At 33.9% G+C, this 17,789-nt stretch carries 9 protein-coding genes and 1 pseudogene; all 10 read right to left on the bottom strand.

From position 1 onward, the window contains the following. Nucleotides 1-7: 7 nt before the first annotated feature. Complete coding sequence (locus tag TETH514_RS01045; RefSeq protein WP_009051915.1) at nt 8-3,541, bottom strand: AAA family ATPase; 3,534 nt, start codon at nt 3,539-3,541, stop codon at nt 8-10. After that, nucleotides 3,522-4,739: an exonuclease SbcCD subunit D gene (locus tag TETH514_RS01040; RefSeq protein ID WP_003867086.1), complete on the bottom strand. Its 1,218-nt coding sequence runs from the start codon at nt 4,737-4,739 to the stop codon at nt 3,522-3,524. The genes TETH514_RS01045 and TETH514_RS01040 overlap by 20 nt, the downstream gene beginning before the upstream one ends. A gap of 152 nt (nt 4,740-4,891) precedes the next feature. Then, complete coding sequence (addA, locus tag TETH514_RS01035; protein ID WP_009051916.1) at nt 4,892-8,593, bottom strand: helicase-exonuclease AddAB subunit AddA; 3,702 nt, start codon at nt 8,591-8,593, stop codon at nt 4,892-4,894. Beyond that, the gene (addB, locus tag TETH514_RS01030) at nt 8,574-12,023 is read right to left on the bottom strand and encodes a helicase-exonuclease AddAB subunit AddB (RefSeq protein ID WP_009051917.1); all 3,450 of its coding nucleotides are present in this window, start codon (nt 12,021-12,023) and stop codon (nt 8,574-8,576) included. Before addB ends, addA begins: the two co-directional genes overlap by 20 nt. Nucleotides 12,024-12,180: 157 nt before the next feature. Next, entirely contained in the window at nt 12,181-12,366 is a 186-nt protein-coding gene (locus TETH514_RS01025; RefSeq protein ID WP_003867092.1) for a hypothetical protein, read from the bottom strand. A 6-nt stretch (nt 12,367-12,372) separates the two neighbouring features. Further along, nucleotides 12,373-13,101, bottom strand: coding sequence for a fumarylacetoacetate hydrolase family protein (locus TETH514_RS01020; protein WP_003867093.1), 729 nt, complete (start codon nt 13,099-13,101; stop codon nt 12,373-12,375). A gap of 219 nt (nt 13,102-13,320) precedes the next feature. Continuing rightward, a complete protein-coding gene (locus TETH514_RS01015; protein WP_003867094.1) occupies nt 13,321-14,496 on the bottom strand; it encodes an ABC transporter permease in 1,176 nt (391 codons plus the stop codon). After that, nucleotides 14,493-15,185 carry an ABC transporter ATP-binding protein gene (locus TETH514_RS01010; protein WP_003867095.1) on the bottom strand — a complete coding sequence of 231 codons (693 nt, stop codon included), beginning with the start codon at nt 15,183-15,185 and terminating at the stop codon, nt 14,493-14,495. The genes TETH514_RS01015 and TETH514_RS01010 overlap by 4 nt, the downstream gene beginning before the upstream one ends. 3 nt (nt 15,186-15,188) lie before the next feature. Further along, nucleotides 15,189-16,754 (bottom strand): efflux RND transporter periplasmic adaptor subunit, encoded by a 1,566-nt coding sequence (locus TETH514_RS01005; RefSeq protein WP_009051918.1) that lies wholly within the window; start codon nt 16,752-16,754, stop codon nt 15,189-15,191. 91 nt (nt 16,755-16,845) lie between these two features. After that, a pseudogene (locus TETH514_RS01000) lies at nt 16,846-17,760 on the bottom strand (MATE family efflux transporter); the annotation flags it as partial. Nucleotides 17,761-17,789 lie beyond the last annotated feature (29 nt).

The raw sequence follows: 17,789 nt of genomic DNA, 5'->3' as shown, positions 1-17,789 counted from the left end.
CTTCTCTCTATGTATATTCTATTCTCACCTTACTCCCTTCGCCAGAGACGGCAGGTGGTGTAACAATTAGTTTTACAGGTACTCTGCCTTTTAATTCATCTACATGGCTTATTATGCCCACTACCATTTTGTCTTTTTTAAGCCTTTCTAAAGAGGTCATCACTATATCCAAAAGTTCCGCATCAAGACTTCCAAAACCTTCATCTAAGAAAAAGAATTCTAAAGGTGCTCTTCCCTTTAATTGTATATGAGAAGAAAGAGCCAAAGCCAAAGAAAGGGATGTCAAAAAAGTTTCACCGCCAGATAAAGTATCTACAGACCTTCTTACTCCGCCATTGAAGTCATCTCTCATTACAAAATTGTTGTCTGAATCAATCTCAAGGGCATACCTTCCCCTGCTTATTTCCTTAAGCCTTTTTGATGCAAAAAAGGTTATATATTTAAGCTGTCTTGCGGCAATAAAATCTACAAATTTATTTCCCTGAAAAAGATTGTCCAATTCATTTAATATATCCACTACACGCTCTAATTCCTTTTTCTGCTTTGTAAATTCTTCTACTTTTTGCAAATTCTCTTGCATATCTGAAATAGCCTTTTCTGTAGCGCCTATTTCCTTCCTTTTTTCGTTTAAGACCTGTTCCAACCCTTTAATGCTTTCTTCTAATTGATTCCATTCTTCTTCATTAATTTTCTGCCCCTTTAATATCTCCATCAGTCTGTCTATACTTTTGTTTACAGATACATATTCATTTTCAAAATTCTTAATTTCTTCCTCAATTTTTTTAATATTTTCACTGTCTAATAAATACTCCAAAGCCTCTTTTTTATCCTTAAATCCCTTTTCTAATAGAGCATTTTCTAATTTTTCACTTTGTTCCCTAAACATATTATTTAAAAGGTCCCGACTCTTACAGGCAGATATCTTTTTACTCTCTATATTTTGTTTATCCTTTCTTGCCTTTTCTAAAGTTTCTTTTAAAACACTCTCCATTTTTGTAATTTTTTCTTTATTATACTGAATCTCTTTTAAATATTCTTCTATGTCTCTACCTTCTGATAAAGAATCAAACTCCTGCTGCCTCTCCCGAAGGTTTTTACTTTTTTCCTTACCTATTTCCTCTATCTGTCCTTTCCTTATTGAAAGAGCATTGAGATTGTTTGAAAGGGTTTCCTTTTTATTTGTCAATTCTTCAATCGTATTTTTAAAATTCTCTATTTCATTCCTCAGGCCTTCTATTTCCCTCTCTTTTTGATTTATTTCTTCCACTTTTTCTTTAAAATCTGAAATCCCCAATTCTTCCCTTGATATTCTTAACTGACCTTCTAATTCACTGTAAGTTATACTAATAGCCTCAAGAGAAGACTCAAACTCTTTCAAAAGGCTAATATCTTTATTTATACCTTCTTTTAATCTTGTATGTTCTAAATCTAAACTTGCTTTTTCCTCCTTTAATTTTTTAATTAAGGTCTCTAATCCTTCCTTACTCTTATTCCATTTTTCTAATTTTTCTTTCCACTGTATAAAATCAGACTCCATCTTATTTAATTCTTCTTCTAACTTTAAAAGGTTAATGTCTTTTAATATATCCCACAGTTTATCATATTCTTTTTTATACATCTCTTCTTTGACTTCTATTCCTGATAATTCACCTTTTAATTTAAAAAGCTTACTTTGATAGTCCATTATATCCTTTTCTAAGTTTGCCTTTATTTCCTGCTTTTCTTTTATTAAGTCTTCCTCTACCTTTTGTGCCAATCTTACATGATGAATCGAACCACAGACAGGACAGGGAACACCTTCTTTTAATCCCTCTGCCAGTTCACCTGCCATGTTGTTTTTTACAAGTTCCTCTATATCTTTTTTTACTTCTTCCAAACTATTATTTTTATTTTTTAATTTCTCTTCAATCTCTTTTATCTCATTATTTATTTCTTCTTTTATTTTTAAAATTTCTTTTAAATTATTTTCCGCCTCATTTTTTAACTTTTCTTTTTCTTTCAATTCTAAAATTTCTACTCTTTTTCTTTCTAAACTTTTTTGCAGGTCCAAAAGGTCTTCATTTGTGGGAGGCTTTTGCATTTCAAGTTTTTTTATATTATTGTCAACCTCTTGTATTTCTTTTTCTTTTCGTTTCAATAAATTATCTATTTTTTCAATATCTTTCTGCTGCTTACCTATTAGCTCTTTTAATTCTAAAATTCTTTTCTCCTTTTCTTTTTTCTCTTTGTCTGCCCTTTCAAACTCTTTCTGAATCTCAAAAGCAGCAAAAATTTTTTCCCTTTTATTCGAATCAACTTTAATTTCATTAATTCTTTTTTCCTTCTCACCCAACTGTCTTTTTGCTATATCTATAGAATCGGACAGGGCTTTTATTTCTCTTTCTATCCCATCTATCTGCTTTTTTAAATCTTTATACTCCTTTACAAGTTTCTCCCTTTCACTATTAATCTTTTTTATCTCATCTCTCAGTTTAAAAGCCCTTTTAAGCCTTTCTTCCTTTTCAATTATGAGAGGAATTTTTTCTTCCTTTTCTTTTAATGAAGCCTCATATTCTTTTTCTACCTTCTCAAGTAATTTTTCAGCCTCCTCCAACTCTTTAGAATACTTTTCCACATCCTTTTGATTTAAAATGAGTTTTTTCTCTGTCTCCACTAAAGAGTCTATATACGGTTTTACTGATAATGCCTTTTCCGCTTTTTTTAACTTTTCCTTTTTATCTTCTATTTCTTTTAATTGCTGGTCTAAGACTTCCTTCTTATGCAAAAATTGATTTAACTCCTGCTGTTTTTCCCATATCCCTTTAAGTTTTTCCCTTTCTTTATCTAATTTATCCTTTTGTTCTTTTAAAGTTTTCTCTTCTTCTTTTAAAATCTCAAACTTTTTCTTTAAATCTTCCAATGCTTCTTTAGTAACACCTTCGTGCTGACTTAACTTCGCATTTACCTCATTCAATAAATTACTTTTTTCTCTCTTTACATCTCTTATTCTAACAAGTAATTTGCTTCCATACTTTTCTAAGCCAAAAATCCTCTCTAACATGTCCCTTCTTTCTTTGCCTGTTAGCTTTAAAAATTCACTAAATTTCCCTTGTGGAAGCACTACAGAACGAGTAAAATCCTCTGCTGTAAGTCCAATTAAATCCACTATTTTTTGCTGAACTTCCCTATCTTTTTCTGCCAAAACTCTTTCTCCACTTTCCCCTATTTCCCGCAGTCTTGCTAATGTAGTTTTATAACCGCCGCTTTTTGCGTCCCTTTTTACATTTCTCTCAACTATATACCTTTTTCTTGCCCCATCAACACCTATTTCAAACTGGTATGTCAAAGACATAGATGTAGATTGAGTATTTATAAAATCCTTGCTATTTCTGGGAATTTTCCCGTACATTGAAAGAGTAATTGCATCTATAATAGTGGATTTTCCACTTCCTGTGGGACCAAATATGCCAAAAAGTCCTTTTTCTGTTAGGAGTTCAAAATCAATAATTTGTTCTTCTACAAAACTATTAAGCCCAGCAATTTTAAGCTTCAGAGGTCTCATCTTCCTCATCCTCTTCCTTTACTATACTCATAAAAAGTTCTAAAACCTCCTCTGTTGGAGAAACTTTGTTTTCCTTTAAATAAAATTCTTCAAAAAGTTCCTTTACACTTTTATCATCTATCTCATAGTCTTCAATTTCCATCTCATCCTCTGGCAAAATTGGCTTTATTTCAACTATATCCGGTAATATGCTCTTCATTTCTTTTATCTTTGAAGAAGGCAGTGGAAACTCAGTTTTAATCTCGAAATATGCCCATATATCTTTATCCCTGTATTCATTGCAAATCTCTAAAGCTTCCTCTATACCATTACACCTAAACACTTCAATAGGCTTGTAATTTTTAAAATATATTTCCTTCACAAGTGCAGGTTCTCCTGCCTTTAAATCTACTAAATAAGCACATTTAGAATGGTTCATCTCACTTTTGCTGTACTGAAGAGGGGAACCAGAATAATAAGCAGGAAGAGTAGAAGAAATTCTCTGGGGTTTGTGAAGGTGTCCGAGAGCTATGTACTGCGCTTTTTGTGGCAGGTGCCTTATTTCTACTGTAAAACTTCCTCCTAACTGAATGGGCCTTTCTGAACCTGACTCCTCTCCTCCTGCAACAAAAATATGAGATACCGCAATGTTTATAGTATCTTCTCTGTATTTTTTAGAAAGGTCATTAAAAATTTCACCAACTCTTTCAGAGTAACTTTTCTGTCTTTTCTCTTCATCCAATTCCGCTGTAAAAATTTCATTTAGCCTTTTTTCGCTGGGATACGGCAAAGCTATAATTACCGCTTTTTCTCCTTTTATTTCTATTTCAAAAAAGCCTTCACCAGAGTCTAAAATTTTAAACTTTCCAAAATCCCCAGTAGGCACAATGCTTTTGGGTATCCCTAAAAGTATAACACCTTGGTCATAGGCAAGAGGGCTGGCAGCAGAAAGCCTTTCAGGATTGTCATGATTCCCTGCTATAACCAAAACCACCCTATTTCCATTAGAAAGCTTTTTTAAAGTGTTGTAAAAAAGGGTTTCCGCTTTTGCAGGAGGATTAAAAGAATCATAAACATCTCCAGCAATTATAACCAAATCCACATCATTTTCCTCAACTATATTAACAAAATCCTCTAAAAATTTCTCCTGCTCTTCAATCCTCGAAAAATTTTCAAGAGCCTTCCCTAAATGCCAGTCTGAAGTATGTAAAATCTTCATTTTATCACCCTTAATATTTTATCTTTCACTTAGAAACGATAAACAATTGTTACAAGCTTATTATATCATAAAACTTATACCAAACAGAGGGGACGGTTCCTTTTGTTTGAGCCAAACAAAAAGAACCGTCCCCTCTGTTTGACGCATGTCTATCAATACTCCAAAATGTTCCCATTGAAAAATAGATAAATGTATTTTTCTTTTACCTTTTTGCCTGTAATATTCTCTAATGCCTTTGAATATAGTTCTATCTGAACTTTATATCTTTCTTTAATTTCTTCTACTTTGCCTTCCTGTACATAGTCTGTTTTATAATCTATTAAAACTAAACCATCCTCTTCTTCAAAGAAACAATCAATAATTCCCTGCACCTGTATAAACTCATTTTCGTATTCTTCAGGCAAATCTTTGTAAATCTCCCTGCTGCTCAATTTAATGTGAAAAGGCACTTCTCTTTTTACATTTTTTGAACTTAGCATCCTTTCCCCAAGAGAGGTTTTGAAAAATCCTTCGATTTTATGTATATTCACTTCTTTTGCTTGCTCCTCTGTTAATATCTCTCTATCTACCATATCTTTTATCTGTTCTTTAATACCCTCCAAAGACAAATCCTTATCTAAATCAAGTTTTTGCATGACAAGGTGCATAGCTATACCTTTTTCAGCTGCAGTTAGTCCTTTTTTCTTTTCTAAAAATATGGGTGTTTTTAAAACTTCTCTTTCAAAAATAGATGTGGTATCTTCGTCAACTACTTCTGCATTTAAAATGCGCTTAACCTCCGTCACAGAAAGCTTGGCAGGTAGGTAACATGCTTTTTCGTAAGGATATACATAGTTTAACCTTCTTTCAACTTCTTTGTAAAACTCGCTGTAGTGGGCATCCAAGTCTAAACTTCTTAGTCTTTCCACCACATCTACTTTGTCATTTTTCTCTTTTTCTAAAAGCACATCCTTTTTATTCCATAGTTTTACTTCCCATTTTGAAGCGTCTTCTTCTTCAGAAAGAGAAACACCTGCAAACTCTCGTAAAGGTTCTAAGTCTTTGTGCCTTATAACAGCTGCTCCAATCCAATCCATGTAGCTTTTGCCATTTAAAATATCATATTCAGAAACCTTTTCCTGCAAAATTGCCGCATTTGCCCATTTCCTCACATTTTTCTTTATATCTCTTGCACTTCCTACAAGTATTAATTTTTCTTTTGCCCGTGTCAGTGCAACGTACAAAACCCTCATTTCTTCAGATAGGCCTTCTAACTTTATCTTATACTTTATAGCCTCTTTTACAATGCTGGGATAAGAAATCCTTCTTCTAAAATCTACAAATTCAGGACCTAATCCTAAAAAGTGATGGTACAGAATCTTTTGATATAGGTCTTTTGTGTTAAACTGCTTGCCCAACCCTGCAACTATCACCACAGGAAATTCTAAGCCTTTGCTTTTGTGTATGCTCATGATCCGTACAACTTTCTCATTTTCTCCGACAATTTTAGCACTTCCCATGTCGCCACTGCTCACTTTAAGTCGGTTGATAAAATTTATAAAGTTAAAAAGGCCTTTAAAGCTGGTTTCCTCGTACTGTTTAGCTCTTTCAAATAAAATCCTCAAATTTGCCTGCCTCTGAACCCCTTGAGGCATAGCAGCAACATAAGAATAATAACCAGTATCTTTATATAAATACCAAAGAAATTCATCAACAGGCATATAAACAGCCTTTTCCTGCCACTTTTTCAGTGTATCTAAAAAATTCTTAGCCTTTTCACCTAATTCGTCTTCCCTTTGAGAAGCTTTTTTGATTGCTTCATATATGGTTTTCTCCATATCCTCTAATCTTAAGTCAATAAGCTCTTCTTCTGTAAAAGAAAAGATTGGAGAGCGAAGCACAGCTAACAATGGTATATCCTGCATTGGATTATCTATCACTTGTAAAAGAGATATTATAGTCTTTATTTCTGTTGTATCAAAATATCCTGTGCCCGTATCTGCAAAAGCTGGAATACCTGCCTGTGTCAGTTCCTCCAAAAATACCGGTGCCCACCTGTCAGTAGCCCTAAGTAATACTACAATATCCCTGTAATCAACTGCTCTGTAACTTTTTATATTCTTATCGTAAACCATAAAATTTTGTGAAAAAAGCTGTTTTATCCTCTCTGCTACAACCCTTGCTTCTACCTGTATATCATCAATTAAGTCCTCCTCTTCCTCCTCAAAATCTTTTTCCTCATTTTTTTCCTCCTCTTTTTCTTCTACTTCCTCTTCAACCTTTTGTTTTTCTATAAGGTGAAGTTCTACGGCACCACCTGTAACAGAATCTTCGGGAGGAATTTCATACTCTGCCCCATAATTTAATTTTTCTTCTTCTGTATAGTTTACTTCCCCTATATTTTTTGACATTATCTTTTTAAAAATATAATTTATGGCTTCTATAACTTCTATTCTACTTCTGAAATTTTTATACAGCAGTATTTTTTGATTCTTTTCTCCTGTATCAAGAGAATAGCTATTGTATTTCTCAAAAAATATATAAGGGTTTGCCTGTCTAAATCTATATATACTCTGCTTTACATCTCCTACCATAAATCTATTGGGAGGATTTTCTCTTGCGATTATACTAAGTATCTCCTCCTGTATCAGGTTTGAGTCCTGATATTCGTCTACAAATATTTCTTCAAATTTTTCTCTATAATGCAAAGCTACTTCTGAAGGATTTACGTCTCCTTCCTCATCAATCTCAGTCAAAATTTGAAGTGCAAAATGTTCAATATCGTTAAAATCTATTATTCCTTTTTCTCTTTTCTTTTCCTTATACTTTTTATCAAAAAGTAGTATTAAATCCGCCAAAGCTTCCATAATAGGGTACAAAGCCTTTATTTCATCTTTTATTTCCTCTACGCTGTCAGAAAAAAACTTTTCCTTTATTTCTTTTATTTTATCTTTTACTTTTTTTCTTATATTTGAAACTTCTTCTTTAACATTCTTATTTGCATCCTTACCAGCATTGGGAAGCCTTTCAAACTCAATTGCCTGTATGTGATTTTTAAATTCATTCCAATTATCATATTGGAGGAGCTGCTCTATTTCATAAGCTTCCCTCTGAAAAGCATGAAAATATCCCTCAAGCCCCGCCTCGTTTTTGAGTTTGTCGACAGCCACAAGCATGGTATTTAAAATCCCAGATATTTCTACTTTTAAACTATCCAATATAACCTCAGCCCACTTTGAAGTTTCAAATTTGAAATTATCCTCTACTCTAAAAGTGTTAATCACATCCTTTAGCCATTTTTCAGGCCAAGGGAGAGACCTCACAAATCCATAAAGTCTTAATAGGATGTCCTGCAAATCTTGGTCATCTTTTGTGCCACCATAACTTTCCACCAATGTCAAAAAACCTTCCTTATCTTTATCCTCTTTAGCATACATCTCTTCAAAAAGTTCTTCTGACGCTTCCAATTGCAAAAGCAAGGTTTCTGTATCATCTCCAATTCTAAAGTTAGGGTCTAAATCCAGCAAAAAAAAGTTATTTCTGACTACTTCCAAACAAAAGGAATGGATTGTTGTAATAGTAGCCTTGTTAAGAAGTGTCAGCTGATTCGCCAGCCTTTTATCCTCCGGATTTTGGTCCAATATGGCAATTAAAGCCTCTGCAATTCTCTCCCTCATCTCAGATGCAGCAGCATTTGTAAAAGTAACAACTAACAACCTGTCAATGTCTACAGGATTTTCTTCATCTGTTATGAGATTTATAATCCTCTCTACCAAGACAGCCGTCTTACCCGAACCGGCTGCTGCCGCAACTAAAAGATTGCTTCCTCTTGTCGTAATAGCTTGTTTCTGCTCTTCAGTCCACTTTGTCCCCATCTTTATTCACTTCCTTTTGTAACATATTCCAAATCTCTTCCTCTTTTTGCTCTTTTATAAACATGTATTTATTCCCTTCAAAATTGGTTTCAAATTTGCATACAGAAGAGTAAGGACAATACTTGCAAGCAGTTTCTTTTCCTTTTCTATAAGGAGTAATAGAAATATTGCCATTGATCATTTGTTCCGCCAAATCTTTTATCATATTTTTTACATGTTTTCTTAAAAGTTCAAACTGTTCTTTTGTAGCTCCCTTTGTTTTCTTGCCTATTGTACCGTCTTTATTAATAGAAGCAGGAATTATATATGAAGTACCATTTATAGATTTGTCCATCTCCTTTATTATTTCGGCATCTTTAAGCACAAGGCCGTCCAATCTCAGCTTTTTTAAAATTTCTTTTTGCAGTTCTTCGTCAGTTATATCTTTATCAGCCTTCACAATCGGGTCATCTATTCTAAAATAAAATATGCCTGCCGGTTTGATATCTGTATTTTCTTTATCCGCACTTTCTAATATCGCATCCAAATATATTAAAAGCTGAAGCTCTAAACCATAAAATACATCCTCAAGTTTTAATTCTTTGTTGCCTGACTTATAATCTATTATTCTTATATAAGATTCCTCGCCTTTTTCAAACACATCTACCCTATCAATTCTACCTATAAGATTTATCTCTTCTCCATTGGACAGAATTATTTTTATAGGTGGATACATTTGGTTTTCCCCAAATGCAACCTCATGTCCTGAAGGAATAAAAGAACTTCTCTTTATGTGTTCAGAAATCACCCAAACTGCATTTGAAAGTACCCTTGTAAGTCTTTTGGAAAGATATTCATAACGGGGACTGCTCTTTAGAATGTGTTCAGATACACCTTTTAGCATATTATCCACTACAATGTTCACTACCTCATCACAATACTCTCTATCTAAATCCTCCCACGTCTTATCCTCTTTTTCCAATGCTTTAGAGACTTCGTTTAAAACATTGTGCATAAAGATTCCCAAGTCTGGCGGATCAAAACTGTAAATTTTTCTTTCTTTGGCTTTAAGTCCATATTGTACGAAATAGGCAAAAGGACAGGCAGCATATTTTTCAAGTCGTGAAACACTAAAGTTTATCTCATCTTTATACAGTCTCTTTATTTTAGCAGAAGGAATTACTCTAACTTGATTAGAATAATTAAATCCTTCAAGCACCTTCTCTATCCTTTTTCTCCACACTTCTTTATTTGAATACCAATTGTACACATCTAACCACAAGGAATTTATTTTATCTTTTATATCCCATTCTTTGAAAGATTTTATCATTTCATTAAAAGTGGGATCAGGAGAAGAAACACGGTGCAAGTTTTCCTCATCTGTATCCATCTCTATTACATTGCTAAACTGCGTAATTTGAGGGAAAATCCTCTTAAACCTTGAAATTATTATAGAAGGCCTCAAACTCCTACCCTCATGGTCTGCAATAGGATAGCTTATCCTCAAAAATTTACTTGTGGAGGTCAAAGCTGTATAAACCAAAAATTGTTCTTCAAACACCTTAGCCTTCGTATCCCTATCCAGTTCTACCTCATAAGAAGTTAGAATCTGCCTATCTTCATCTGTAAGTATACCTTCTTCAAAAGAGGAAGCAGGAAATATCCCATCATTTGCCCCTATTACAAAAAGGGCTTTTGCATTATGGCTTTTCATCCTGTCAACACTCGTTACTAAAACTTCATCTAAAGCTGGCGGTATACTGCCAATCTGGTATGCTTCAAACCCAATGTCTAAGATTTTAGAAAAAAGGTCTATGTTGATTTTTTCTTCTCCCATAACTTCTACCATCTGATCCAATACATCCACAACTATGTCCCAAATTTGAGAATATTGATTTGCTATCTCAAACTCTTTATTCTCTTTGAACTCTCTAATGAGATTTTCTATCCTCTGTGGAATATCCCTTTCTACTAAAAAATTGTATAAAATCTCACAGGCTTCCCTAACCGTATTTGCATTGGAAAAGTCTTTATAAAACTTATTAAGAGGTTCCGAAATGCCGTTTTTTATTGTATTTACTTTTTCTAAAGCTTCTTTTTCATCTTGATCATCGAATAACTTGTCAAGTCTATTTCTAAAACTATATTTCCATTCTTCTTTCCACTTGCCGCCCTTTATGCCGTTTGCTAAGACATAGTTTTCTAAAAAACTTATATCTTCTTTATTCAGATTTGTAAAACCAGTCTTTAGGTGCCTGAAAACCGATTCATAAGACCAATTTTTTAAGTATATTTCGAAAAGGGAAGTTATGTAGACAATAATAGGATTGTTTTTTATGTCTAATTTTAAATCTATAAAATGTGGAATTCCATAATGGGAAAATATAGTTTTTATAAGTTTGTGATATCTTTTTAAATCCCTTGCAGTAACTACAATATCTGAATAACGTAAATTTTCATCTCTTACAAGCCTTATTATCTCTCTTGCTGTTTCTTCTACTTCACTGTAAACATTCACTGCCTTAAAAAGGCTTATATTTTTTGTATCCTTACTATAAATCTTGTAAGGATATGAAAAAAGATGCTTTTCTAAAAAAGCCATTTCTTCATTTTTTTCAAATCTTTTTGGCACACCTTCGTTTAAATCTACAGGTTTTTCATAAGAAATATTATTTTCATAGCATATTTTAAGCAATTTATCTTCTGTCTTCTTGGTAGTGTAAAAAAGGTCTGTGTTATCTATTGAATCTTTCGATGTGTCCATTGTGAGAGTGACACTTACTCTGGCAGCTTTTTTGAGAAGCTTTTCTAAAACTTTGTACTGTTTTGGTGTAAACCCCGTAAAACCATCTATCCAGAATTCTGCACCTTTAAATTGCTCAGAATACTCCAATTTTTCCGCTAACAATGTAAGAGCATCCTCTTCATCTATGTATTTTTGATGAAGAAGTTCATCAAATTTGCCATATATCAAGCTTAACTCTCTTAACTTTTCCCTTAAACCTTCTTTTTGTATACTTTCAGCTGTATCCATAAGCTTTTCTGGTGTGACTTCAAACCTTTTAAACTCTGTTATTACCTCAGAAATCTTTTTTATAAACCCCTGCTGTCTTGAAGCTTTATAATAAACTTTAAGGTTTTCTTTTAAATCCTCCATTATCTTGTAAATCACCATTGACCTGCCACAAGAGTTGACGTGCTGACGTGTAAGCCCTCCAACCTCTGTAAAAACTCTGTTTGCCAAAGTTTTAAAGCTTAAAACCTGCGCCCTCATCTTTCTATCTTTTTCCACTGTCTCAAGAAGATATTTTTCTGCCTCAAAAGTAAACTGCTCTGGCACCAAAAGTATAAGAGGATGACTATTGCCGTCATTTATTTTTTCTTTTATTTCACGGAGGCAAAAATAAGTCTTGCCTGTACCTGCTCTTCCATATATAAACCTTATACCCATAAAATCAACTCCCAAAAACTTATCTATATAGATGTTACCACATTATTTACTATTGATAAAGATAAAAAAAATACAAGAGGACACTCCCTTTGTTAATAAGATAAACAAAACGTCCCCTTGTATATTACTCACCATAAACTTTGCAAATTTCTACTTTCTATTTTCCTTCAACCCAAATATTCGTTCCTTCCCCTGACACTGTTATTTTTAACGCATAATCAGTATTCCCATATTTAAATTTTAAGTCTGTTTCATTTTTATCTTTTTCACTTGCTTCAATATTTTCATTGCAGTACTTAACAACACAAAACTGGCAGCAGCTAAAATAAGCCCTGCATGACATTTGATTTTATTTTACTCTGTTTGTCAGTTTACCTATTCCCTCTATTTCAATAGTTACAACATCACCAGGTTTTAATGGACCAACACCAGAAGGTGTCCCCGTCAATATGACATCGCCAGGGTTTAAAGTCATTATGTGGGATATAAAACTTACAAGTTTTGGAACGTTAAATATGAGGTGTCTGGTGTTACTTTTTTGCTTTACTTCACCATTTACATATGTAGTTATGTCCAAAGAAGATGGGTCTAAGTCTGTCTCAATCCAAGGGCCTATGGGCAAAAAAGTGTCAAAAGACTTCGCTCTTGTCCATTGGCCATCTTTTGCCTGCAAATCCCGCGCAGTTACATCGTTAGCTATCGTATAGCCAAGGACATAATCTAACGCATCTTTTTCAGACACATTTTTCGCTCTTTTGCCTATGACAACAGCCAATTCCCCCTCATAGTCAACCCTCTCTGACATCTTAGGAATAACTATAAAATCATCAGGGCCAATAACTGCTGTTGAAGGTTTTATGAATAATGTCGGTTCCTCCGGCTCTTTGTCCCCCATTTCCTCTATATGATCCCTATAATTTAACCCTACACATATAGCTTTTGTAGGCAGGCAAGGGGGCAAAAGCTTTACTTCCTCCAAGTTGTAAGAATTGAAACCTTCACTTCCAAATGCAATAACTTTATCCCCTTCAATTATTCCATATTCATTCAACGCTTTATCTATTCTCACAAGCCTCACAATAAAACCCCCTCAAATTTTTAGATTTAAAAATATTTTACCACATAACTTATGATTAAAAAATAGCCTGCATTTACAGGCTATTTATATATTTACATTTGACTTTTTATGTACTCTCCTAATTTTTATCTACTTTGCTTTGTGATTTATAAGCCAATCCACCAACGTTTTATTGACAAGCATTATAATTGATAAATTTATGCCCTCTTTCTTTGTATTTTATTCATATCTTAGAGCTTCAATTGGATTTAAATTGGCAGCTTTATTTGCAGGATATACGCCAAAGAACAATCCTACAATTACTGAGAAGGAAAAGGATATTAATACTGTAGAGAGAGAAGGCTTAGCATTTATATTCATAGCTGAGCCTAGTACCATCGACAATACGTATCCTACTATAATTCCCACTATTCCTCCTAATCCGCTTAAAGTTAATGATTCAATTATAAACTGAAGTAATATATCTTTCTTTTTGGCTCCTAATGCTTTTCTTATCCCTATCTCTCTCGTCCTTTCAGTAACAGATACAAGCATTATGTTCATTATGCCTATTCCACCGACTAAAAGGGATATTCCTGCAATTCCTCCAAGGAGCAAGCTCAATGTAGCAGTAACACTATTTACTGTAGATAAAATTTGTGATTGATCAATTATTCTAAAGGCATTTGCATCGCCTTTAAATATAGTTAGCAGTTTGCTGTTTATTTCGTTTTTAGCGAGTTCAACGGTATCTGGACTTGTTGCTTCTATATATATTTGTCTTATATCTCTATTTTTCGCAAAGTAGAACATTGTTTTAAGGGGTATAAATATTGAATCATCATCAGAACCTGCAATTGAAGAACCTTTTTGGGACAAAATACCTACTACCGTGAAGTTTTGGCCATTTAATTTTATAGTTTTGCCAATAGGGTCAGTAAAGCCAAAAAGCTCTCTCGCTACATTGCTGCCAAGAACTGCCACCTTGTTCCTTCCTTCATCATCCATCGGCAAAATGAATCTGCCAGCTGCTACTTGTAGATCGCGTATTGATTGATAATCTCCATTAACTCCATTTACTGTTGTGTTGTCCACTGAATTATTTCCGTACATAGCCGTTACACTGGTAGATATGACCGGAGATATAGCAGCTATAAAGCTTGAGTCTTTTAAAGCAATGGCTTGGTCATAAGTTAAAGAGCTTTCTCCCCCTCTCCCCATTACGTTTACCATTATGAGGTTTGAACCCATACTCTGTATCTGAGAAGTAACACTTCTTGTAGAGCCTTGGCCTATACTTACTAAGGCTATAACAGCTGTGACACCTATTATAATCCCCAACATGGTGAGAAAAGACCTCATTTTATTGCTTAAAATACTGCGTATAGCTATTTTCAAAGCTTCTACATATCTCACGGTGTTACCACCTCGTTTTCTAAAATGCGCCCATCTTTTATTCTTACTATTCTTTTGGCTTGTGCAGCTATATTAGGATCATGCGTTATGAGTACTACTGTATTTCCTCTCTCGTTTAACTCTTTTATTATTTTCATTATCTCACTACCACTTTTTGAGTCTAAGTTTCCCGTTGGTTCATCTGCCAATATGAGATGGGGATTATTTGCTAGTGCCCTTGCTATTGCTACTCTTTGTTGCTGACCTCCTGATAATTCATTAGGTCTATGGTGCATCCTTTCCTTAAGTCCTACCATCTCTAAAAGCATCTCCGCTCTTTGCCGCCTTTCTTTTGTAGGCACACCTTTGTATATCATAGGCAATTCCACATTTTCTAAAGCCGTCATTTTTTGAAGCAAATTGAAATTTTGAAAAACAAACCCTATTTCACTACATCTTAAATCTGCTAATTGATTGTCAGAAAGTTTACTTGTATCTATGCCATTTAAAAAATATTCTCCAGAAGTTTTTACATCTAAACAGCCTATTATGTTCATTAAAGTGGTTTTGCCTGAACCTGATTGACCAACAATTGAGACAAATTCTCCTTTTTCAATGTCAAGGTTTATACCATCTAACGCTCTTACTTCATTTTCCCCCATTTTGTAAATCTTTGTTAAATTCCTTATTTTTATCAAAACACTATCCATCATTTACCTCCCTTGGGAAGAGTTATTTTGCCATGTCCTGTTAAAGCTTCCGCCTGGGTAACTACCACCTTGGCTTGTGCTGTTCCCGTTGAAATTGCCTCCTGGCCTAAAGCCACCCATTCCACCAAAACCACCTAGATTACTGTTATTTGCGTTTGTTGAAGAATTAAGGGTTGGAATTAATACTTTGTCTCCCTCCTGTAAACCGCTCACGATTTCTATAAAGTTGTCGTTGTATATGCCTGTCTCTACAAATCGCATGTTGTTCCTGAAAGAGTTCCTGTTATTAGTGCTATTGTTAGTGCTATTGATATTTTGATTTTTTAAATCGTTTGTGTAGAGTATTACGTATTTTCTATCACCGTTTGTCTGAACAGCTTGTATAGGAAGTATTAAAGCATCTTGTTTTTCTGCAACAGTTATTGAAACATTCATTGACATTCCTAAAAGTAAGTCTTCACTTGGCTCTACTTCAATAGTTACATTATAAGAAGCTACTCCGTTTTGTATTGTTGGAAGTTGTGATACTTGTGAAACAGTACCGGTAAAAGTCTTACCCGGTAAATTATCTGTTGTAAGCTGTGCTTGCTGCCCTACTTTTATATTTTTTATGTCTGTCTCGTCAACAGAAAGATTGACAACATAATTAGAATTGCCCACTATTACCGCAGTTTCTGGTTGACTCTCATAAGTAGATAATTGTGTTATATCTAAAACGGGCACAAAACCTGCTTGCTGCGATTGGCTATTTGTATTGCTTATGTTAGTGCTCGCTACAGAAGTACCTAGTATATCTCCTTCGTTTATATTTTGGCTAAGGATCTTCCCATCTATAGGAGAGTAAATTTTTAAGTTATCAATTTGTTGCAAAATCTGATTGTACTGGTTTTGTGCTTGCTTCAGTTTTAATTCGGCATTTTTTATTTGTGCATCACTTATATTATTCGAGGATAGTTTTATTAAAAGTTGGCCTTTTTTTACATTTTGTCCCTGGGACACATATACTTTTTCTACTGTACCTGCAATTTGTGCTGTAACATTAACTGAATTTTGAGTAGTTTGCCCATTATTTTCTGCAGTTTCATTCTCTTTTGAATTATCCCCAATTATTGCAACAGGCATACCTGGAGTAACATCCTGTCCTTCTTTTACTAATACCTGTACAACTCCATCAGAAGGTGCAGTTATACTCAACTTAGCAAGGCTATTATTATAATTTTGCTTTTCTTGATTTAATTGCTGCTGTGCTAAATCAAGATTTAATTTGGCTTCTTCAAGCTGATTATTTAAATCGTCATCTTCAATTTCGTATAATAGGTCTCCTTTCTTTACAGTATCTCCTACCTTAAAATACACTTTCTTTACTGTTCCACTGCCTTTTAACGTAATTGCTCTTACATCGCCACTTAAGTTTCCTGTTCCAGTGACTTCCATAGAAATATTACCACGAGTAACTGTAACATATGAAAGCTGCTGGGGTTGTGATGATTTTGCCCTGTTTACAAAGTAAAAAGTGGCAATTCCAATGATTAATACTGCAACAATCGCATATAAATATTTCCTCTTCATAAATCCACCTCTTCTAAAAAATTGATGTTATAATTAAAATATCAAAAAATTGTTATGTAAAAATTAAGAATATGTGATAAATTTGTGTAGTCTAAACTTTTATATATTTCCATCTACCCGCTTTAAACCTATAGCTATACATTACTGACCTTACAACAAAGTCGATACATATACCAATCCATATTCCATATACTCCCATACCAAATACTTTTCCCAGAGTGTAACCAATTGTCACTCTAAAAAGCCATAAACCAATAAAAGCCGAGAGAACAATATAAGGAATATCGCCTGCAGCCCTTAATACTCCTGCCATGACATTTAATATAGCAAGCAAAGGTTCCACAACAGCAAAAATCCTAATAATATCCGATGCCATTTTTATAACAATAGGATCAGTAGTATAAAGCGCTGCAAGCTGCCTTGAAAATATAAACATAAAAACACCTATAACAGAAATTACAACAACAGCAATGTTTCTTGAAACCTTTGCGTATATTTCCGCTAACATAAAATGTTTTGCACCAAGACTCCGTCCCACTAAACTGGTTGCCGCTATTGAAAATCCAAATATAGGCATAAAAGCAAGACTATTAGCATTCATACCTATTTGATATACAGCAATTGCAATAGTCCCCATTGTGGAAACGATAACTTGCATTACAAGGAAACCACCTTGCATTATTACCTGCTCTAAAGAAGCTGGTATTCCTACTCGTATAATCCTCATCATCATGTTAAAGTCAAATCGAATCTTTTCTTTTATATCAAGATTAATCCTTCTTTTAGCAAAATATAAAACATATAACTGCAAAAAACCTCCTATTATTCTTGAAATTGTAGCAGAAAGTGCAGAACCTTTTACTCCTAAAGGAGGTATTAAATATCTACTCTGATAAGTTACTCCAAATACAAGCGTGCTATTTAACAAAAGATTTATCACATTTACTGTAGCAGTTATGTACATTGGGGTTTTGGTATCCCCTGCACCTCTTAAAGCCCCACCTATCCTGAAAATAGTGTCTCTCAAAAAGGCAA

It is taken from the genome of Thermoanaerobacter sp. X514 (genome assembly GCF_000019065.1).
Classification (GTDB): Bacteria; Bacillota; Thermoanaerobacteria; order Thermoanaerobacterales; family Thermoanaerobacteraceae; genus Thermoanaerobacter; species Thermoanaerobacter pseudethanolicus.
This window is presented reverse-complemented; position numbering and strand designations above follow the sequence as displayed.

Excerpts from the sequence above, each read along its gene's own strand:
- addA (WP_009051916.1), bottom strand. The coding sequence starts at position 8,593 with ATGGGGACAAAGTGGACTGAAGAGCAGAAACAAGCTATTACGACAAGA.
- TETH514_RS01005 (WP_009051918.1), bottom strand. The coding sequence starts at position 16,754 with ATGAAGAGGAAATATTTATATGCGATTGTTGCAGTATTAATCATTGGA.
- TETH514_RS01045 (WP_009051915.1), bottom strand. The coding sequence starts at position 3,541 with ATGAGACCTCTGAAGCTTAAAATTGCTGGGCTTAATAGTTTTGTAGAA.
- TETH514_RS01040 (WP_003867086.1), bottom strand. The coding sequence starts at position 4,739 with ATGAAGATTTTACATACTTCAGACTGGCATTTAGGGAAGGCTCTTGAA.
- TETH514_RS01010 (WP_003867095.1), bottom strand. The coding sequence starts at position 15,185 with ATGGATAGTGTTTTGATAAAAATAAGGAATTTAACAAAGATTTACAAA.
- addB (WP_009051917.1), bottom strand. The coding sequence starts at position 12,023 with ATGGGTATAAGGTTTATATATGGAAGAGCAGGTACAGGCAAGACTTAT.
- TETH514_RS01025 (WP_003867092.1), bottom strand. The coding sequence starts at position 12,366 with ATGTCATGCAGGGCTTATTTTAGCTGCTGCCAGTTTTGTGTTGTTAAG.